The sequence below is a fragment of the Pseudomonas sp. Z1-29 genome (assembly GCF_051131995.1).
Lineage (GTDB): Bacteria > Pseudomonadota > Gammaproteobacteria > Pseudomonadales > Pseudomonadaceae > Aquipseudomonas.
The window spans coordinates 5,745,115-5,764,484 of sequence record NZ_CP071645.1 but is presented as its reverse complement, the minus strand read 5'-3'; the positions used below and the strand labels follow the sequence as shown (position 1 = coordinate 5,764,484).

At 62.1% G+C, this 19,370-nt stretch carries 15 protein-coding genes and 1 pseudogene; 5 read left to right on the top strand and 11 right to left on the bottom strand.

What is annotated here, in order from left to right:
• Positions 1-2 precede the first annotated feature (2 nt).
• The 3 genes from tcyL to J3P84_RS26215 form a co-directional block, all read right to left on the bottom strand.
• Positions 3-668, bottom strand: coding sequence for a cystine ABC transporter permease (tcyL, locus tag J3P84_RS26225; RefSeq protein WP_305497544.1), 666 nt, complete (start codon positions 666-668; stop codon positions 3-5).
• Positions 668-1,468, bottom strand: coding sequence for a cystine ABC transporter substrate-binding protein (tcyJ, locus tag J3P84_RS26220; protein ID WP_434626571.1), 801 nt, complete (start codon positions 1,466-1,468; stop codon positions 668-670). Before tcyJ ends, tcyL begins: the two co-directional genes overlap by 1 nt.
• 235 nt (positions 1,469-1,703) lie before the next feature.
• Positions 1,704-2,705 (bottom strand): D-cysteine desulfhydrase, encoded by a 1,002-nt coding sequence (locus tag J3P84_RS26215; protein ID WP_434626570.1) that lies wholly within the window; start codon positions 2,703-2,705, stop codon positions 1,704-1,706.
• Positions 2,706-3,166: 461 nt separating this feature from the next.
• On the opposite strand from J3P84_RS26215, the gene betT reads away from it, so the two are divergent.
• Complete coding sequence (gene betT, locus J3P84_RS26210; protein ID WP_434604961.1) at positions 3,167-5,128, top strand: choline transporter BetT; 1,962 nt, start codon at positions 3,167-3,169, stop codon at positions 5,126-5,128.
• A gap of 124 nt (positions 5,129-5,252) precedes the next feature.
• Here the strand turns inward: betT and J3P84_RS26205 are convergent, their stop codons facing one another.
• Complete coding sequence (locus J3P84_RS26205) at positions 5,253-5,993, bottom strand: SDR family oxidoreductase (RefSeq protein ID WP_434602495.1); 741 nt, start codon at positions 5,991-5,993, stop codon at positions 5,253-5,255.
• A gap of 120 nt (positions 5,994-6,113) precedes the next feature.
• Here J3P84_RS26205 and J3P84_RS26200 point away from each other — a divergent pair, with 120 nt between their 5' ends.
• On the top strand, positions 6,114-7,004 hold the full coding sequence (locus J3P84_RS26200) for a LysR family transcriptional regulator (RefSeq protein ID WP_434626569.1): 891 nt from the start codon (positions 6,114-6,116) through the stop codon (positions 7,002-7,004).
• A 202-nt stretch (positions 7,005-7,206) separates the two neighbouring features.
• Positions 7,207-8,244 (top strand): L-glyceraldehyde 3-phosphate reductase, encoded by a 1,038-nt coding sequence (mgrA, locus tag J3P84_RS26195; protein ID WP_434626568.1) that lies wholly within the window; start codon positions 7,207-7,209, stop codon positions 8,242-8,244.
• Between the two features lie 193 nt (positions 8,245-8,437).
• On the opposite strand, the pseudogene tauD reads toward mgrA, so the two are convergent.
• From tauD to J3P84_RS26160, 7 genes and pseudogenes are all read right to left on the bottom strand, one after another.
• Positions 8,438-9,271: pseudogene (gene tauD, locus J3P84_RS26190) on the bottom strand (taurine dioxygenase); the annotation flags it as partial.
• A gap of 49 nt (positions 9,272-9,320) precedes the next feature.
• Positions 9,321-10,160 (bottom strand): taurine ABC transporter permease TauC, encoded by an 840-nt coding sequence (gene tauC / locus J3P84_RS26185; protein ID WP_434626567.1) that lies wholly within the window; start codon positions 10,158-10,160, stop codon positions 9,321-9,323.
• Positions 10,157-10,951, bottom strand: coding sequence for a taurine ABC transporter ATP-binding subunit (tauB, locus tag J3P84_RS26180; RefSeq protein ID WP_434626566.1), 795 nt, complete (start codon positions 10,949-10,951; stop codon positions 10,157-10,159). The genes tauC and tauB overlap by 4 nt, the downstream gene beginning before the upstream one ends.
• Positions 10,952-10,970: 19 nt before the next feature.
• Positions 10,971-11,948 carry a taurine ABC transporter substrate-binding protein gene (tauA, locus tag J3P84_RS26175; RefSeq protein WP_434626565.1) on the bottom strand — a complete coding sequence of 326 codons (978 nt, stop codon included), beginning with the start codon at positions 11,946-11,948 and terminating at the stop codon, positions 10,971-10,973.
• A gap of 246 nt (positions 11,949-12,194) precedes the next feature.
• Positions 12,195-13,778, bottom strand: a complete 1,584-nt coding sequence (gene gshA, locus J3P84_RS26170; protein ID WP_434626564.1) for a glutamate--cysteine ligase — start codon at positions 13,776-13,778, stop codon at positions 12,195-12,197.
• A gap of 273 nt (positions 13,779-14,051) precedes the next feature.
• Entirely contained in the window at positions 14,052-14,435 is a 384-nt protein-coding gene (locus J3P84_RS26165) for a PaaI family thioesterase (protein WP_305497532.1), read from the bottom strand.
• Positions 14,435-16,759 (bottom strand): Tex family protein, encoded by a 2,325-nt coding sequence (locus J3P84_RS26160; RefSeq protein ID WP_434626563.1) that lies wholly within the window; start codon positions 16,757-16,759, stop codon positions 14,435-14,437. Before J3P84_RS26160 ends, J3P84_RS26165 begins: the two co-directional genes overlap by 1 nt.
• 352 nt (positions 16,760-17,111) lie before the next feature.
• Between J3P84_RS26160 and ompR the strand changes: the two genes are divergently transcribed.
• Positions 17,112-17,852, top strand: coding sequence for an osmolarity response regulator transcription factor OmpR (gene ompR, locus J3P84_RS26155; RefSeq protein ID WP_039592639.1), 741 nt, complete (start codon positions 17,112-17,114; stop codon positions 17,850-17,852).
• A gap of 110 nt (positions 17,853-17,962) precedes the next feature.
• The gene (locus J3P84_RS26150) at positions 17,963-19,276 is read left to right on the top strand and encodes an ATP-binding protein (protein WP_434570347.1); all 1,314 of its coding nucleotides are present in this window, start codon (positions 17,963-17,965) and stop codon (positions 19,274-19,276) included.
• Positions 19,277-19,370: the final 94 nt, after the last annotated feature.

Genomic DNA, 19,370 nt, shown 5'->3' with positions numbered 1-19,370 from the left:
GGTCAGGACTCCTGGTCATGCCGATTGACCCGGGCTTCCAGGACGTTCTGCAAGTGCGAAAGCACGGTGGCAAGAACCCAATAGATCAGCGCGGCGGCAAGGTACATGGTGAAGATTTCGAAGGTTCTGGCGGTGATCAGCTGCGCTTGGCGGAACAGCTCCGGTACCTGGATGGTCGCCGCCAATGCAGTGTCCTTGACCAGGGAGATGAAGCTGTTGCCCAACGGTGGCAGGGCTGTGCGTGCGGCTTGCGGCAGGATGGCCCGACGCAGGGTCTGCGCGCGGGTCATGCCGATACTGGCCGCCGCTTCCCACTGGCCGCGTTCGATGGAGCTGATCGCGGCCCGCAGGATTTCGCAGGCGTAGGCCGCCATGTTCAGCGAAAAACCGATCAGTGCCGCCGGCAGTGGGTCCAGCTCGATGCCCAGTTGCGGCAAGCCGTAATAGATCACGAACAACTGCACCAGCAACGGCGTGCCGCGAAAGAACGACACGTAGATGCGGGCGATCCAGTTCACCGGTTTGAAGCGCGACAAACGCATCAGCGCCAGGCCAAACCCGAGCAGCAAGCCGAAGAACATGCCGCCCAGGCTGAGGATGACCGTGTAATACGCGCCCTTGAGCAAAAAGGGCGCGGAGTCCAGCGCGAGTTGAAGAGCTGCTTCCATTATTGAGTGACGTCAGCGCTGAAGTATTTTTCCGAGAGCTTTTTCAGCGTGCCGTCGGCGCGCAGTTTTTCGATGGCTTTGTTCACGGCTGCCAGCAGCTCGGGCTCGCCTTTGCGCAGGGCAATGCCAGACTCCTGGCGAGAAAAGGCTTCGCTGGTGACGGTGGTGTCCTTGGCTTTCTTGGCGTATTCCAGCGCGGCCAGGCGGTCAATCAGAATGGTATCGATGCGGCCGACACGCAGGTCCTGGAACTTGGTTGGATCATCGTCGTAGGTCTTGACCTGGGCGCCCGGTACTTCTGCCTTGACCCACTGCTCATAGTTGGTGCCCAGGCCCACGCCGACTTTTTTGCCGTCCAGGTCAGCGGCCTTCTTGATGTTCAGTTCGTCGGCTTTTTTGCTCAGTACCAGCGCCTGGATCCCGGAAACAGTGTACGGCTCGGAGAAGTCGTACTTTTTCTTGCGCTCTTCGGAGATGGTCACCTGGTTCACCACGGCGTCAAGACGCTTGGATTCCAGGGCGGCGAGGATACCGGCCCATGGGGTCGTCTGCAGCTTGACCTTGACCCCCAGTTCCTTGGCCAGGGCTTCGGAAAATTCCACTTCGAAGCCAGTCAGTTTGCCGCTGTCATCAACAAAACTGAACGGTGGATAAGTGCCTTCCAGGCCGATCTTGATCTCACCAGCGTCCTTGATTTTTTGCAGCTGCTCACCGGCAACCGCTTGCCCCATCAGCCCGGCGCTCAATGCCAGGCCCAGCGAACCCACCAGCAGGTTGCGACGTAATGCGGAAAAATTCATGACAAGCCCCTGTATTTTTATGATGACGTTTATCTGGAAGAGAAAGGCGTAGCCGCGATCCGAAAGAATTGCCACATCCTGCCCTAAAAGCAGGCTTTGCGTCTCGTGGCAAATACGCCTGCGGCGCGACTATAGGTTGGGTCGTATAGATTGGAAAATAATATTAAATCACGATCATATTCCAATATGTAATCAACATCTTGTGGGAGCGAGCCTGCTCGCTCCACAGCGACATTTACCGAGCCTGGAACACCGAGTCATAGGCAAACAGCGCCGGTGCACCGCCGGTATGCAGGAAAATGATCGGGCCGTTTTCAAAGCGGTCGCGACCGATGCCGTCGAGCAGCCCGGCCATGGCCTTGCCGGTATAGACCGGATCGAGCAGCAGGCCTTCTTGGCTCGCCAGCAACTTGACCGCCGCCAGCGTACCGGCGTTGGGCTCGCCGTAGCGGGGGGCGAAGTACTCGTCCCACAGGTTCACCTTGAAGGCCGGCGGCAGGGCCATGTCCAGCAACTGCGCCGTACGTTCGGCGAGCCCCTGGACTTTCGGAAACTGGTCTTCCTCGCTGCGTGAAACCGTCACGCCAATCACGGGAAGGTCCGGCAGGGTTTCGCTCAGTGCCAGCGCCAGGCCGCCATGCGTGCCGGCACTGCCCGAGGCCAGCACCACGGCGGCGAATTCAAGCCCGGTGTCCTTGATCTGTTCGGCCAATTCCAGGCCCGCGCGCACATAGCCCAAGGCGCCCAGGGCATTCGACCCGCCAATCGGCACAAGGTAAGGTTTTTTCCCGTTGCTACGCAGGCGGCCGGCAAGGGCCTGCAACTGTTCGTCTGCGTTGTCCAGGTTTTCGACAAGTTCGACCTTGGCGTCGAACAGCTCCAGCAACAGCCGATTACCGTTGCCCAGGTAATTGCTTTCCTCGGTGCCGATGGGGTTTTCCAGCAACGCCACACAACCCAGGCCCAGCTTCGCGGCCAGGGCAGCGGTCTGACGGACATGGTTGGACTGGATCGCGCCGGCTGTGACGAGCGTGTCGGCGCCTTGGGCCAGGGCGTCGGCGGCAAGGTATTCAAGCTTACGCAACTTGTTGCCGCCCAGTGCCAGAGGCGTCAGGTCGTCGCGCTTGACGTAGATGTCGCGACCGAGCCAGGCGGAGAGACGGTCGAGTTTTTCCAGAGGCGTCGGATGGCTGAGCAGGTCGAGACGATGGAAGCGAGACAACTGTTCTTTGATCATGAGTCCGTACTGGCTGTAAGCGATATCCGGACTATAGGCAGCTGAGTATTCACGGGCAACCGGCATGTGGGCGTGAGGGCACGGATAACGATAAACCGCTGTGGGAGCGAGCCTGCTCGCGAAAGCGGCGGACCAGCCAATGAAGATGTCGATTGTCAGCATGTCATCGCGAGCAAGCTCGCTCCCACAGGGGTTGGCTACGTTTGAACGAAATCACTTCAGGCAACGTCATACCCACCCATGGGCTAGTGTAGGAAACGTGCCATTGAGCCCTGCGATTAGTCCTTGGCAGCCTATTCATGTTTAACTTGAACGTTCATTCAAGTTAAACCATTGGTTTGCTGCCCGCTCACAACAGGAGGCTTGCCTTTGCCGAGTCCGTTTGCGCACGTCATGATTTCGCTTTGCGAGGTGCTCCGTCGATGAGTACTTCGTCCCTCCCATCCAGCGGCCTGGTCCGCATGAATCCGCCGGTGTTTTATTTCGCCGCGACCTTCATCCTGCTGTTCGGCCTGGTCGTCATTGCCGTGCCGGAGCAGGCCGGCGCCTGGTTGCTGGCCGCGCAGAACTGGGCGGCCAATACGGTCGGCTGGTATTACATGCTGGCGATGACCCTGTATCTGGTCTTCGTGGTGGTCACCGCCTTGTCCGGCTACGGCAAGATCAAGCTCGGTGCCGACCACGACGAGCCCGAGTTCAGCTACCTGTCATGGGCCGGCATGTTGTTTGCCGCCGGGATCAGCATCACCTTGTTTTTCTTCTGCGTATCCGAGCCCCTGACCCATCTGGTCCAGCCGCCCCAAGGCGAAGCCGGCACCGCTGATGCGGCGCGCCAGGCGATGCAGATCCTGTTCCTGCACTGGGGTTTGCACGGTTGGGGTGTGTTCGCTTTCGTTGGCATGGCCCTGGCGTACTTCGCCTACCGGCACAACCTGCCGCTGGCCTTGCGGTCGGCGTTGTACCCGCTGATCGGCAAGCGCATCAACGGGCCGATCGGTTATGCGGTGGACGGTTTCGGCATCATCGCGACCGTGTTCGGCCTTGGCGCGGATATGGGCTTTGGCGTGCTGCACCTCAATTCCGGTCTGGATTACCTCTTCGGCATCGCTCACACCCAGTGGATCCAGGTCGGGCTGATCGTGCTGATGATGGGCGCGGCAATCATTGTCGCCGTGGCTGGCGTCGACAAGGGCGTGCGCGTCATGTCCGATATCAACATGCTGCTGGCGTGCGCGCTGTTGCTGTTTGTGCTGTTCGCCGGACCGACCCAGCATCTGCTCAATACGCTTATCCAGAATCTCGGCGATTACCTCGGCGCCCTGCCGATGAAGAGTTTCGACCTGTATGCCTACAACGAGCCCAGCGACTGGCTGGGCGGTTGGACAGTGTTCTATTGGGCATGGTGGATCGCGTGGTCACCGTTCGTGGGGCTGTTTATCGCACGGATATCCCGTGGCCGGACTATCCGTGAATTCGTGTTCGGCGTGCTGCTGATCCCCTTGGGTTTCACCCTGGCGTGGATGTCGATTTTCGGTAACAGCGCCATCGATCAGGTCCTGAACCATGGCATGAGCGCCCTGGGCATGTCGGCCCTGGACAACCCGTCGATGAGCCTTTACCTGCTGCTGGAAACCTACCCGTGGAGCAAGACGGTAATTGCGGTCACGGTGTTCATCAGCTTCGTGTTTTTTGTCACGTCCGCCGACTCCGGCACCGTGGTGCTGTCGACGTTGTCGGCCAAGGGCGGCAGCCCCGATGAGGACGGGCCGAAATGGCTGCGGGTGTTCTGGGGCGCGATGACTGCCCTGGTGACCAGTGCCTTGCTGTTCTCCGGCAGCATCGATGCCTTGAAGTCGGCGGTGGTGCTGACGTCCTTGCCGTTCTCGCTGATTCTGCTGCTGATGATGTGGGGCCTGCACAAGGCGTTCTACCTGGAGTCGCAGAAGCAGATCGCGCAGTTGCATTCCCTCGCGCCGGTGTCGGGCTCCCGACGGGGCACTGGCGGTTGGCGTCAGCGCTTGAGCCAGGCGGTGCATTTTCCTTCCCGCGACGAGGTGTATCGCTTCCTCGATACCACGGTGCGCCCGGCCATCGAGGAGGTGAAGGCGGTATTCGCCGAAAAGGGCCTGACGGTGGTGACCCAGCCAGACCCGGCCAACGACAGCGTCAGCCTGGAAATCGGCCACGGCGAGCAGCATCCGTTCATCTACCAGGTGCAGATGCGGGGTTACTTCACGCCGTCCTTCGCCCGGGGTGGCATGGGCTCCAAACAGATCAACAATCGTCGCTACTACCGCGCCGAAGTACACCTGAGCGAGGGCAGCCAGGACTACGACCTGGTGGGGTATTCCAAGGAGCAGGTCATCAACGACATCCTCGACCAGTACGAGCGGCACATGCAGTTTCTGCATCTGGTGCGCTGAAAGGAAAGAGTCTGCACCGCTCCGACGTCTTCGCGAGCAGGCTCGCTCCCACAGGGACATGCGATACCCCTGTGGGAGCGAGCCTGCTCGCGAAGGCGGTTTGGATGGTGCCGCAGAGCACGCCTCAGACCAGCCCTCCGTTAGCCCGCAGGATCTGGCCGTTCACCCAACCAGCGGCCGGGCTTACCAGGAATGACACGATGCTGGCGATGTCTTCCGGCTGGCCGAGGCGTTCCAAGGGCGGCATCCTGGCATAGTGCTGAACCTGTTCTTCGCTTTTGCCCTGCATGAACAGCTCGGTGGCGACCGGCCCCGGGGCCACGGCGTTGACGGTGATCTGGCGACCGCGCAGTTCCTTGGCAAATACTTGGGTCAGGGATTCCACCGCGGCCTTGCTGGCGATGTACACCGAGTAGCCCGGCAGGTTCATGCCCACGGTACTGCTGGAAAAATTCACGATGCGGCCGCCATCGTTCAGCCGGGTCGCGGCCTCGCGCAAGGTGTTGAAGGTGCCACGGGTGTTGATGGCGAACGTGCGGTCGAACAGCTCGTCGCTGTGCTGCGCCAACGGCATCACCTGGAGGATGCCGGCGTTGTTGATCAACACATCGACCCTGCCCAGTTGCGCTTCGACTTCATCGAACATCCGGCTGACGTCGGCGGCAACCGACACGTCGGCCTTCACCGCTATGGCCGGGTGCCCGGCCTGACGCAACTGTACCGCCAACTGCGAGGCCTCGGTGGCGCTGCTGGCGAAGTTGATGGCGACGGCAAACCCGTCGCTCGCCAATTGCCTGGCTATCTGCGCGCCGATCCCACGGGAGGCACCGGTGACGATGGCGACTTTGGCGTTTTGAGCAGTCATGGCAAGGATCTCCTTGAGATGTCGTGATGGGTTGAAGCCAGATTCACATGTTTACGCGCAGCGATAAATGCAGGAGAGTTGCCTTGACTGTTCAACATTCCTCAACAATCAGGGCTTCAGATGGATCAGGTCAAGGCGATGAAGGTGTTTGTCCGTATCTACGAGCGCAGCAGCTTCACCCTGGCTGCCGAAGACCTGAACATGCCCCGGGCCACGCTGACCCACACGCTCAATCAATTCGAAGCCTGGCTGGGTGTCCGTCTGCTGGAGCGCAGCACACGCAGGGTGCGTCCGACCCTCGATGGCGAGGCCTACTACCCACGTTGCGTGCAATTGCTGGCGGAACTCGAAGAAGCCGAGCTGGCGTTTCGCGGCGTGGCGCCCAAAGGCAAGTTGAGGGTGGACCTGCATGGAACCCAGGCGCGGTATTTCGTGATCCCCGCGTTGCCGCAATTCATGGCCCGCTACCCGGATATCGAATTGTTCATCAGTGAAGCGGACCGCTTCGTCGACTTGATCGCCGAGGGCGTCGATTGCGTCGTGCGCTCCGGTACGTTGGCGGATTCGTCGTTGATTGGCCGGCGTGTCGCCAATCTTCGCCAGATCACCTGCGCCAGCCCCGCTTACCTGCGCCAATACGGTGAACCGAAAAGCCTGGAGGATCTCAAGCAGCACAATGCGGTGAACTACGTCTCGCGCACCACCGCCAAGCTTTATCCATTCGAATTCATGGTCGACGGCGAACTCAAGGAGGTTTCGATCGGGGGCACGTTGTCGGTGTCCGGGGCAGAAATCTATGCGGCGTCGGCGATCGCCGGCATGGGCCTGATCCAATGCCCATATTACCGAATGGAGGAGCCGATCCGCCAAGGCCTGATCCGCGAAGTGCTCGCCGCGACACCTCCGCCGTCCATGCCGGTGTCGGTGGTTTATCCACACAACCGACACATGTCACCACGAGTACGGGTGTTTGTGGATTGGGTGGCGGAGGTGTTTGCGCAGGCGCGCTAGCTGACCCCTATATTATTAGCGTTTCCCTTGTGGGAGCGAGCCTGCTCGCGAAGGCGGCAATACATCCAATATCGCTGCCTACTGACCCACCGCTTTCGCGAGCAAGCCCGCTCCCACAGGGTTTTGCGAACTTTCGACCTGACTGGTGCGTCTGTGAAATGTTAGCTTCTGCCACCAGCCGTCCGAACAGAGAGCTTTTTCGATGACCTACACCGCTGCGCAAAACCGCTACGAATCCATCCCTTACCGCCGCGTCGGGCGCAGTGGGCTGGTACTGCCGGCCCTGTCACTCGGCTTGTGGCACAACTTCGGCGACAGCACGCCGATCGACACTCAGCGGGCCTTGTTGCGCACGGCATTCGACCTGGGTATCAACCACTTCGACCTGGCCAACAACTACGGCCCGCCCTACGGCAGCGCCGAAATCAATTTCGGCCGGTTGCTGCGGGAAGATTTCAAGCAATACCGTGATGAACTGATCATCTCCAGCAAGGCCGGCTGGGACATGTGGCCAGGCCCTTATGGCCAGGGCGGCGGTTCGCGCAAATACGTGCTGGCCAGCCTTGACCAGAGCCTTCAGCGCCTCGGTCTGGATTACGTGGACATCTTTTACTCCCACCGTTTCGATCCCGACACGCCACTGGAAGAAACCGCCAGCGCCCTGGCCACCGCCGTGCAGCAGGGCAAGGCCCTGTACATTGGCATTTCTTCCTATTCGGGCGTGAAGACCCGGGAAATGGCGGCGCTGCTTCAGGAATGGAAAGTGCCGCTGTTGATCCATCAGCCGGCCTACAACCTGCTCAACCGTTGGGTCGAGAAGGACTTGCTGGACGCCACCGAGGAACTGGGCACCGGCGTGATCGCCTTCACGCCGCTGGCGCAGGGCCTGCTGACCGACAAATACCTCAAGGGCATTCCCGCCGATGCGCGGGTCAATCGCCCGGGCGGCGGTTCGTTGCAGGCCTCGCATCTGTCAGATGAAAACATCGCCCACGTACGCGCCCTCAACGAGATCGCCCAGCGTCGCGGCCAGAGCCTGGCGCAAATGGCCCTGGCCTGGACATTGCACGATCCGCGGGTCACCTCGGCCCTGATCGGCGCCAGCCGACCGGAGCAGATCGTCGAGAACGTCGGGGCGCTGCAAAATCTCGAGTTCAGCGCCGAAGAACTGGCCGAGATCGACCGGTTTGCCCAAGAGGGCGGGATCAACCTGTGGGAGAAGCCTTCGACGGCTGAGTGATTCCAGCCGGTTTATCAGGTTGAACGCAGGACCCGTGGCGAGGGAGCTTGCTCCCGCTGGGTCGCGAAGCGGCCCCCAGTTCATGTTGCTTGCGCATGATTAACTGATCCGAGATTTTGGGGCTGCTACGCAGCCCAGCGGGAGCAAGCTCCCTCGCCACGGGGATATGAGCCGTGGCGAGGCACTCACCTGAAAACGGCACATCCCCCAACACCGTCGCCCGGTGCATCACCCGCCGGTTGGGGCGGTAGTCGTCCACGGCGAAATGCTGGGTCACGCGGTTATCCCAGAATGCCACGTCGTTGGCCTGCCAGCGCCAGCGCACGGTGAACTCCGGACGCGTCGCGTGGGCAAACAGCAGTTTCAGGATCGCCTCGCTTTCGGTTTCCGACAGCTCGTTGATGCGCGTAGTGAAGCCTTCGTTGACGAACAGTGCGCGGCGGCCGCTCACCGGATGAGTGCGAATCACCGGATGCGACAGCGGTGGATTCTTGCGCCGTGCTTCTTCCCAACGTAGCCGATCTTCCGCCGTGTTGCCAAAACGTTCCAGCGGGAACGAACGGGTAAAGTCGTGGGTCGCCGTCAGGCCCTCCAACAGGCTTTTCAACGGTGCCGACAAGGCTTCGTAGGCCGCGATGCCGCTGGCCCACAACGTATCGCCGCCGAATGCCGGCAGCAGCTTGGCGCTGAGTACCGCGCCCATGGCCGGGGTCGGCAGGAAGGTCACGTCGGTGTGCCACACCGCGTTGTCGCGCACATCGGTGACGGCGGTGTCGAGCACCAGCACTTCGGGCTGCTCCGGCACGTTGGGGTAGATCGGGTGAATGTGCAGGTCGCCAAAGTACGCGGCGAAACGGGCCTGTTGTGCGGGTTCGATCGGCTGGTCGCGGAAGAACAGCACCTGATATTCGAGCAGTGCCTGCTCGATGGTGTCACGGTCTTCCGGGGCCAGTGGCTGGCTGATATCGATCCCGCTGATCTGCGCGCCGAGGGCAACGCTCAGAGGGGTAACGGTCGGACGGCTCATCGTCGTTCTCTCGGATCGGCGCCGAATGGTCGGCGTGGTCAATAAAGGTTCAGTGGGCCTGGCCGTGCCACGGCACCAGTTTGCGTTGCAGGGCGCGCAGGCCCATTTCCATGGCGAAGGCGATCAGCGCAATCACCAGGATTCCCAGCACCACGACATCGGTGACCAGGAACTGCGCTGCCGACTGCACCATGAACCCCAGGCCGCTGGTGGCCGCGATCAGTTCGGCGGCGACCAGCGTCGACCAGCCCACGCCCAGGCCGATGCGGATACCGGTGAGGATGTCGGGCAGGGCGCTGGGTACGATCACATGGCGAATCAGTTGCGCCCGCGTGGCCCCAAGCGATTGGGCAGCGCGCAGTTTCGCCGGGTCGACGGTGCGCACCCCGGTTGCAGTGGAGATGGCGATCGGGGCGAAAATCGCCAGGTAGATCAGCAGGACTTTCGACAGCTCACCGATGCCGCACCAGATCACGATCAGCGGCAGGTAAGCCAGGGGTGGAATCGGTCGGTAGAACTCGATCAGCGGATCGAGTACGCCGCGGGCAATACGGTTGGCACCGATGGCGATACCCACCGGCACCGCCGTCAACACCGCGAACAGCAGGCCCAGGCCAATCCGCCCGAGGCTTGCGCCGAGGTGCTGCCAGAGCGTGGAATCCATGTAGCCGCTGGTAGCCAGCAGCCAGCCTTTTTGCAGCACGGCGGAGGGCGGCGGCAGGAAGAGCGGTTCGATCAGGCCGCTGGCGGTAACGGCCCACCAGAGCAACAGCAGCGCCACCAGCGTCAGGCCGCTGATCCATCGCGTGCTCAGGGTACGGCGCGCGAGGACTGGCGGGCGGGCGGCCACGGCGTCGTTGGCCACGGCTGGAATTTCATAGCTGCTCATGCGCGCTCCTGTTGCCGAGTGGCGCTGCGTTGGGAGAACACTTTCGCCAGCACATGCTCGCGGGTTTCGATGAAGCGCGGGTCGGACTTGATCGACCGCGCCGCTTCCCCCGCGCCGTAGCGACGCCCGAAATCCAGGCTCAGGCGCTCGACGATCTGGCCCGGATCGGGGGCCAGCAGGATCAGGTCGGTGGCAAGGAATACCGCCTCTTCAATGTCATGGGTAATCAGGAACACCGGTTTGGCGGTACGTTGCCAGACTTGCAGCAGCAGTTCCTGCATCTGTTCACGGGTGAACGCGTCCAGGGCGCCGAAAGGTTCGTCCATCAGCAATACCCGTGGATCGGCCGCCAGCGCGCGGGCCAGCCCGACGCGTTGCTTCTGACCGCCCGACAGCTGCCAGACACGGCGCTTTTCGAAACCGGCCAGGTCCACCAGGGCGAGCATTTCCCGAGCGCGAGCCTCGCGCTTCTCCCTGGCAACTCCCGCCAGTTCCAGGCCGAACCCGACGTTTGCCAACACGTCTTGCCAGGGCAACAGCGCATCGTCCTGGAACACTACGCCGCGCTCGGCACCCGGGCCCTTGACGGGAATGCCGTCCAGGGTGATCTGTCCGGCGCTGGGTTCCACAAACCCGGCAATCAGGTTGAGCAGCGAAGTCTTGCCGCTGCCGGAGGGGCCGAGGGCAACCAGCAACTGCTGCGGGCCCAAGGTCAACGAAATATCCGCCAGTACCGGTTTCGTTGCGCCGGGGTACTGTGCGCTGATGCGCTCCAGCTGTAGCAAGGCCATCTCGACGTCTCCTGTTTGATCAGCGGGTGATGTATTTGGCGCTGACGTATGGCGCGTAGTCCGGCAGCACGGCTTCAACCTTGCCTTGCTCCTTGAGGAACGCGGCGGTGTTGGTGATGGCCTGGGTGGTTGGGGCACCGAGGCTGACCACCTGGTCGGCGGCCAACGGGAATACGTTGCCTTGCAACAGCAATGGAATGTCGCTGGCCTTGGCGCCGGAGAGTTTCACCAGCTTGTCGATGTTCGATGCGTCGGCCAGCCAGGCTTGCGGGTCCTTGCGGTACTGGGCGTAGGCGTCCAGGGTGACCTTGGCGAAAGCCGTGACGATCTCGGGATGCTTCTGGGCAAAATCCTTGCGCACGATCCAGGCGTCGAAGGTTGGCGCGCCGAACTGGGCCAGTTCGGCGGAGGTGATCAGCACCTTGCCGTTTTCCTTGGCAACGCCCAGGGCCGGGTCCCAGACGTAGGTGGCGTCGATGTCGCCGCGCTTCCAGGCGGCGATGATGGCCGGTGGCGCGAGGTTGAGCACGGTGACTTTCGACGGGTCGATGTTCCAGTGTTTCAGCGCGGCGAGCAGGCTGTAATGACCGGTGGAAACAAACGGCACGGCGATTTTCTTGCCGATCAGGTCCTGCGGGGTCTTGATGCCGGAGCCATCACGGGCGACCAAGGCTTCGGCGGCGCCGATCTGGGTGGCGATGAGGAAGGTTTCCACCGGAACCTTGCGGGTGATGGCGGCGGTCAGCGGGCTGGAACCCAGGTAGCCGATCTGCACATCGCCCGAAGCGATGGCGGCGATGATATCGGCACCGTTGTCGAATTTTCGCCAGTTGATCTTGGCCTGGGTGGCTTTCTCATAAGCGCCGTCGGCCTGGGCGACTTTGGCCGGGTCGACGGTGGTCTGATAGGCCACGGTCAGGTCGGCCGCCTGGGCGAAAAGGCTCGCCGCGGCCAGGGAGGCGGCCGCGAGAAGGCGAAGGGGGAAACGCAAAGACATGGGGAAGCTCCTCAACAGGCCGCCGGAGAGTCGGCGTTGGAGGAGACTAAATGATCTAAGAATGAGTAAATAAATAACTTTTTCGAATTAGCTTATCTGCGAAAAAGTCTATCAGGAAGGTACGAAACCCCTGTGGCGAGGGAGCTTGCTCCCGCTGGACTGCGCAGCAGGCCCATTTTTACGGCTGCTGCGCAGCCGAGCGGGAGCAAGCTCCCTCGCCACAAAAGTATTCTTGCCAGCGGCGATTCAGTTACTGATCGCCAGAATGCTCGCCTGATACGAACCCACGAACACGTCGAAATCCCCCACCTCGTTCCGCTCCAGCTCGGTTTGCTGGACCAAGGACTGGCGAGCGGTTTCTTCGAACGCGACTTGCTCTTCGGTCGACAACGGTTCGGCGCGGAAGAACTTGGCGTGGGCCTTGCTCTGGCGCAGGGAGAACTGGGCGAAGCTTTCCTGGTGCTCGGCCATGGCGGCCAAGACCTTGGCGGACGGCGTCAGCGACGGGTCGCGGACTTTTGCCTGTTGCGCGTCGAGAGCCTGGCGATGGGCATCACCGCCTTGGCTCTGGTCAAGCAGGGCGGCCAGCGGAGCAATCTTTTCCAGCAATTCCATGGCCCAGGTTTGCATGTCCACCGATTGACCCTGGCGCTGCAATTGCAGGCCAGGCTTGCGGCCTTCCTTGACCACGGTCAGGAAGTTGCTCGTGGCGTTGCTGCACTCGTTGTTTTCCAGTTGCGGGCTGTCGTTGAGGCCGCAGTACAGCAGGAACGCATCGAGGAAGCGCGACTCGGTCAGGTCGATGCCCATCGGCAGGAACGGGTTGATGTCCAGGCAGCGCACTTCGACGTACTGGATCCCTCGGGCCATCAGCGCCTGGATCGGCCGCTCGCCGGTGTAGGTCACGCGCTTGGGGCGGATGTTGGAGTAGTACTCGTTTTCGATCTGCAGAATGTTGGTATTGAGCTGCACCCATTCGCCGTTCTGGTGAGTACCGACTTCGACATAAGGCGCATAGGGCGTTGCGACGGCTTTGCGCAGGCTGTCGGTGTAGCTCGCCAGGTCGTTATAGCAAGGTGTCAGGCCGGCTTGGGCGTTGCTCTGGTAACCCAGGTCGCTCATGCGCAGGCTGGTGGCGTAGGGCAGGTACAAGGTGTCCGGGTCCAGTTGTTCCAACTGGTGCGGACGGCCGCGCAGGAAACCGACATCCAGGGCCGGCGAGGCGCCGAACAGGTACATCAGCAACCAGCTGTAGCGGCGGAAATTACGGATCAGCGCGATGTAGGCCGAGGACTGGAAGTCGCGGTCGCTCACGTCGCTGGCTTCGTCCTGGCGCAGCAGGGGCCAGAGCTTTTCCGGGAGGGAAAAGTTGTAGTGGATCCCGGCGATGCATTGCATGGTCTTGCCGTAGCGCAGGGCCAGGCCCTTGCGGTAGACATACTTGAGTCGACCGATATTCGAGGTGCCGTAGTAGGCGATCGGTATGTCTTCCTCGGCCGGCAGCGGACACGGCATCGAAGGGCTCCACAGGTACTCGTCGCCGAGCTTGCTGTAGACAAACCGGTGGATCCTGTCGAGGCTGTGCAGGGTGTCGGCCGGGTTGGCCAGGGCCGGCGTGATGAACTCCAGCAGCGACTCGGAATAGTCAGTAGTGATCTGTTCGTTGGTCAGCGCCGAGCCCAGGGATTCGGGATGCGGGGTCTGCGCCAGGCGCCCGTCGCCCGTGACGCGCAGGCACTCACGTTCGATACCGTGCAGGCACTGCTCGAGCAGGGAGAGGTTGGCGCGCTCGCCGAGCAGGGCCAGGCGGCGGTTTAAAAGGTCGCTCAAGTTGAATTCCTTCACGCGTCAGTCGCCCCAATATGGGGGTGGGCAAGACGGTCTACAAGGGTGAAGTTGAAACTGGCGTTTTCGCCTGGTTTTTGTGCTGCCAAAGACAGGTCGTCGCAGCCCCTGTGGGAGCGAGCTTGCTCGCGATGGCGGCATGTCAGTCAACTTTGTATTGACTGGTCCACCGCTATCGCGAGCAAGCTCGCTCCCACAAATGGGATTTTCGACAGCGCATTCGTGGAAGTGAAATTAACTCAAATCGATGACAGCGAGCTATAGGACAGCGAACGTGCCTTGCGCTTTTGCGACCAGCTTGTCGCCCTGCATCACCTCGGCCTCGACCACCAGCGTGCGCCGGCCCGGGTGGATGACCCGGGCGGTGCACAGCACTTCGCCGTCGGACACGGCGCGAATGTAGTTGATCTTGCACTCGATGGTTGCGCTCTGCTGGTCGAAGCCATGGACGCTGGAGCAGGCCAGCCCCATGGCAATGTCAACCAGGCTGAACAGCGCCCCGCCGTGCAGCTTGCCACCGCGGTTGCGCAATGGCGGCTCAAGGCTCAGGGCGACTTGCGCCACCCCGTCCCCGAGGCTCTGCAGACGGCAGCCGAGCAGCTTGAAAAACGCGCTCTCCACCAACCCGGCCGGCGCCTCCATCAGCGTTTCTTCAGTTGCTTGGCGTTGGCGAACAGCGAGGCCATGGCGTTATTCGCCGGGGCCGCGGTGGCAGTTTCCTTGCGCGGCGCGGTGTTCTGCGACTGGCGTGGCGCGGCGCCTGGACGGGCACCGCGGGCGCCGTCGATTTTCTCGCCCGGCGTGTCGCTCATGCGCATCGACAGGCCCACGCGTTTACGCGGGATGTCGACTTCCATGACCTTTACTTTCACCACATCACCGGCCTTCACGGCTTCGCGCGGGTCCTTGATGAATTTCTCCGACAAGGCCGAAATATGCACCAGGCCGTCCTGGTGCACGCCGATGTCGACGAACGCGCCGAAGTTGGTGACGTTGGTCACCACGCCTTCGAGGATCATGCCCGGTTGCAGGTCCTTGAGGTCTTCGACGCCTTCCTGGAATTCAGCGGTCTTGAACTCCGGACGTGGGTCGCGGCCCGGTTTCTCCAGCTCTTGGAGGATGTCGGTCACGGTGGGCAGGCCGAAGGTTTCGTCAGTGAATTTCTTCGGGTCCAGGCGCTTGAGAAACGCCGCGTCGCCGATCAGCGAGCGAATGTCGCGGTCGGTCTGGGCGGCGATGCGTTGCACCAGTGGATAGGCTTCCGGGTGAACTGCCGAGGAGTCGAGCGGGTTGTCACCATTCATGACGCGCAGGAAGCCGGCGGCCTGTTCGAAGGTTTTTTCACCCAGGCGCGGGACTTTTTTCAACGCGGCGCGGGTCTTGAACGCGCCGTGTTCGTCGCGGTGGGTGACGATGTTCTGCGCCAGCGTGGCGTTCAGGCCGGAGATGCGCGCCAGCAATGCTACCGAAGCGGTGTTTACGTCCACGCCCACGGCGTTCACGCAATCCTCCACCACGGCGTCCAGGCCACGGGCCAGCTTCAATTGCGACACGTCATGCTGGTACTGGCCGACACCGATGGATTTCGGGTCGATCTTCACCAGTTCCGCCAGTGGGTCCTGCAGGCGACGGGCGATGGACACCGCGCCACGGATCGACACGTCCAGGTCCGGGAATTCCTTCGAGGCCAGTTCCGACGCCGAATAAACCGAAGCGCCGGCCTCGGAGACCATGACCTTGGTCATTTTCATGGCCGGGTATTTCTTGATCAGCTCGGCGGCCAACTTGTCGGTCTCACGGCTGGCGGTGCCGTTGCCGATGGCGATCAGGTCGACCGAGTGCTTGGCGCACAGGGCGGCAAGGATAGCGATGGTCTGGTCCCACTTGTTATGCGGCACATGCGGGTAGACCGTGGCGTGGTCCAGCAGCTTGCCGGTGGAATCGACCACGGCCACCTTGCAGCCAGTGCGCAGGCCCGGGTCCAGGCCCAGCGTGGCACGCGGCCCGGCCGGTGCGGCCAGCAGCAGGTCGTGCAGGTTGTGGGCGAACACGTTGATCGCCTCGGTCTCGGCGTTGTCGCGCAGTTCGCCCAGCAGGTCGGTTTCCAGGTGGGTGTAGAGCTTGACCTTCCAGGTCCAGCGCACCACTTCGGCCAGCCACTTGTCGGCGGCGCGGTTCTGGTTCTGGATGCCGAACTGCTGGCCGATCATGCCTTCGCACGGGTGCATGGTGCCGGGCAATTCTTCGCCGACTTTCAGCGATGAGCTGAGGATGCCTTCGTTGCGACCGCGGAAAATCGCCAGCGCCCGGTGCGACGGTACGCTCTTGAGGGGCTCGTCGTGTTCGAAGTAATCGCGGAACTTGGCGCCTTCCTCTTCTTTGCCGGCGATGACGCGAGCACTCAGGATCGCCTCCTGCTTGAGGTAGTTGCGCAGTTTTTCCAGCAGGTTCGCGTCTTCGGCGAAGCGCTCCATGAGGATGTACTTGGCGCCTTCCAGCGCAGCCTTGCTGTCCGCCACGCCTTTTTCGGCATCGACGAAACGCGCGGCTTCGGCTTCCGGCGCCAACGTGGGGTCGTTGAACAAGCCGTCGGCCAGTTCGCCGAGGCCGGCTTCCAGGGCAATCTGGCCCTTGGTGCGGCGTTTCTGCTTGTAGGGCAGGTACAAGTCTTCCAGGCGGGTCTTGGTATCGGCCAGCTTGATGTCGCGTTCCAGTTGCGGGGTCAGCTTGCCCTGCTCCTGGATGCTCGCCAGGATGCTGATGCGCCGCTCGTCGAGTTCTCGCAGGTAGCGCAGGCGCTCTTCCAGATGACGCAGCTGGGTGTCATCGAGGCTGCCGGTCACTTCCTTCCGGTAACGGGCGATGAAAGGCACCGTGGAGCCTTCATCGAGTAGCGCGACGGCCGCTTCGACCTGTTGCGGGCGTACGCCGAGTTCCTCGGCGATGCGGCTGTTGATGCTGTCCATAAAACCACCTGACAAATTGTGAATCAGGCCCGCCGCCACAGTAGGAGGGCGCGGCGAGGCTGGTTGAGCGGCCTGGCTTGCGTCGCTGCCGGGGGCAGGGGACGGCCAGTGACCCGCTGAATTCAAAAAGTGCTGCCTGGCCAGGGAGAACGGTGCGCCGGTATAACGATCCGGCATCCCCTGGCGCAAAAGGCCGCGCATTATAACCAGCGTTCCGCTGTTCGGGGGGTGTCGTGACCTGCGGGATGGATGGGTGAGCTACTGAAGATAGAGGAAAAATCTGCTAACAATGCACTCGGTGCGTATAACGGCAGCTAAGCCATAATGCGCGCCAAGATCAAAGGAGCTTCCTATGAGCAGCACCGCACAAACTGCTGAAGGCGAAAAAATTCTGATTGTTGACGACGATCCGGGGCTGAGCAGCCTGCTGGAGCGCTTTTTCGTCAGCAAGGGCTATCGCGCCCGCACCGTACCGAACACCGAGCAAATGGACCGGCTGCTGGCCCGTGAGGTTTTCAACCTCGTGGTCCTCGACCTGATGCTGCCTGGCGAGGACGGCTTGACGGCCTGTCGCCGCCTGCGGGGCGCCAACAACCAGATCCCGATCATCATGCTCACCGCCAAGGGCGACGAACTGAGCCGTATCAAAGGCCTGGAGTTGGGCGCCGACGATTACCTGGCGAAGCCGTTCAACCCGGATGAGCTGATGGCCCGGGTCAAGGCTGTCCTGCGTCGCCAGTCGGCGCCGGTGCCGGGCGCACCGGGCAGCGAAGACGAGAGCGTGACCTTCGGCGACTATGAACTGTCGCTGGCCACCCGCGAGCTCAAGCGCGGCGATGAGATCCATATGCTCACCACTGGCGAGTTCGCCGTGCTCAAGGCCCTGGTGATGAACGCCCGCCAGCCGCTGACCCGGGACAAGCTGATGAACCTGGCCCGTGGCCGCGAATGGGATGCGCTGGAGCGCTCCATCGACGTGCAGATTTCCCGTTTGCGCCGGATGATCGAACCCGATCCTTCCAAGCCGCGTTATATCCAGACGGTCTGGGGCGTTGGCTACGTGTTCGTGCCGGATGGCGCTGCCGGCAAGTGATCGGCGATTTGTAGGAGCGCGCAGCCTGGCGGGTGAAAATCTTTCCAGGCGACTCGCGGTCCGTCATTGTGCGAGCATCGCTCGCTCCTGCAAGTATGTAGCGGTTACTCATGAAGACCCCCGTCTGGTTCCCCCAGAGCTTTTTCTCCCGCACCCTCTGGCTGGTGCTGATCGTCGTGCTGTTTTCCAAGGCGCTGACGCTGGTTTACCTGCTGATGAACGAAGACGTGCTGGTGGACCGCCAATACAGTCACGGCGTTGCCTTGACTCTGCGCGCCTATTGGGCAGCGGACGAAACCAATCGAGTCAAAATCGCCGAGGCGGCAACTTTGATCCGGGTGGTCGGCGCCGGTGTGCCTGAAGGTGAGCAGCATTGGCCATACAGCGAGATCTACCAGCGGCAGATGCAGGCCGAACTGGGCGCCGATACCGAAGTGCGGCTGCGCATGCATTCGCCGCCGGCCTTGTGGGTGCGTGCCCCGAGCCTTGGCGATGGGTGGCTGAAGGTTCCGCTGTACCCCCATCCGCTGCGCGGCCAGAAAATCTGGAACGTGCTGGGCTGGTTCCTGGCGATCGGCCTGTTGTCGACGGCTTCGGCGTGGATTTTCGTCAGCCAGCTCAACCAGCCGCTCAAGCGCCTGGTCTATGCAGCCCGGCAACTGGGCCAGGGCCGCAGCGTGCGGTTGCCCGTCAGCGATACGCCCAGCGAGATGACCGAGGTGTACCGCGCCTTCAACCAGATGGCCGAAGATGTCGAGCAGGCCGGACGCGAACGTGAGCTGATGCTCGCCGGCGTCTCCCATGACCTGCGCACGCCGCTGACGCGATTGCGGCTGTCGCTGGAACTGATGGGCGAGCACACCGACCTGACCGACGAAATGGTCCGCGATATCGAAGACATGGACGCGATTCTCGATCAGTTCCTGGCGTTCATTCGCGACGGCCGTGACGAATCGGTAGAGGAGGTGGACCTCAGCGAGCTGGTACGGGAGGTGGCTGCGCCCTACAACCAGAACGAAGAGAAGGTCCACTTGCGCCTGGAGCCCATCCAGCCGTTTCCGCTACGCCGCGTGTCGATGAAACGCCTGTTGAACAACCTGATCGGTAACGCCCTCAACCATGCCGGCACGGGCGTTGAAGTCGCCGCCTATGTTTCCGGCGACACCAGTGCGCCTTATGTCGTCCTGAGCGTCATGGACCGCGGCGCCGGCATTGACCCAGCGGAGCTGGAAGCCATTTTCAACCCGTTCACCCGCGGTGATCGGGCTCGGGGAGGGAAGGGCACCGGGCTGGGCCTGGCCATCGTCAAGCGCATCGCCTCGATGCATGGCGGCAACGTCGAACTGCGCAATCGAGCTGGCGGCGGGCTGGAGGCCCGGGTGCGGTTGCCGTTGGGCTTGATGCTGCCGCGGGATGCGGTGTAGCGATTCCCCTCAGGAAGAACTGAGGACTTGTGGGAGCGAGCCTGCTCGCGATTGCGGTCAGTCAGCCAAGTTGACGCTGGCTGATACGCCGCAT

What these genes read in the sequence shown, in the direction of transcription:
- J3P84_RS26200 (WP_434626569.1), top strand. Translation starts at nt 6,114, where the DNA reads ATGGATCAGGTCAAGGCGATGAAGGTGTTTGTCCGTATCTACGAGCGC.
- tcyL (WP_305497544.1), bottom strand. Translation starts at nt 668, where the DNA reads ATGGAAGCAGCTCTTCAACTCGCGCTGGACTCCGCGCCCTTTTTGCTC.
- ompR (WP_039592639.1), top strand. Translation starts at nt 17,112, where the DNA reads ATGAGCAGCACCGCACAAACTGCTGAAGGCGAAAAAATTCTGATTGTT.
- J3P84_RS26150 (WP_434570347.1), top strand. Translation starts at nt 17,963, where the DNA reads ATGAAGACCCCCGTCTGGTTCCCCCAGAGCTTTTTCTCCCGCACCCTC.
- J3P84_RS26215 (WP_434626570.1), bottom strand. Translation starts at nt 2,705, where the DNA reads ATGATCAAAGAACAGTTGTCTCGCTTCCATCGTCTCGACCTGCTCAGC.
- tauB (WP_434626566.1), bottom strand. Translation starts at nt 10,951, where the DNA reads ATGGCCTTGCTACAGCTGGAGCGCATCAGCGCACAGTACCCCGGCGCA.
- betT (WP_434604961.1), top strand. Translation starts at nt 3,167, where the DNA reads ATGAATCCGCCGGTGTTTTATTTCGCCGCGACCTTCATCCTGCTGTTC.
- J3P84_RS26160 (WP_434626563.1), bottom strand. Translation starts at nt 16,759, where the DNA reads ATGGACAGCATCAACAGCCGCATCGCCGAGGAACTCGGCGTACGCCCG.
- mgrA (WP_434626568.1), top strand. Translation starts at nt 7,207, where the DNA reads ATGACCTACACCGCTGCGCAAAACCGCTACGAATCCATCCCTTACCGC.
- tcyJ (WP_434626571.1), bottom strand. Translation starts at nt 1,468, where the DNA reads ATGAATTTTTCCGCATTACGTCGCAACCTGCTGGTGGGTTCGCTGGGC.
- tauC (WP_434626567.1), bottom strand. Translation starts at nt 10,160, where the DNA reads ATGAGCAGCTATGAAATTCCAGCCGTGGCCAACGACGCCGTGGCCGCC.
- J3P84_RS26165 (WP_305497532.1), bottom strand. Translation starts at nt 14,435, where the DNA reads ATGGAGGCGCCGGCCGGGTTGGTGGAGAGCGCGTTTTTCAAGCTGCTC.
- J3P84_RS26205 (WP_434602495.1), bottom strand. Translation starts at nt 5,993, where the DNA reads ATGACTGCTCAAAACGCCAAAGTCGCCATCGTCACCGGTGCCTCCCGT.
- tauA (WP_434626565.1), bottom strand. Translation starts at nt 11,948, where the DNA reads ATGTCTTTGCGTTTCCCCCTTCGCCTTCTCGCGGCCGCCTCCCTGGCC.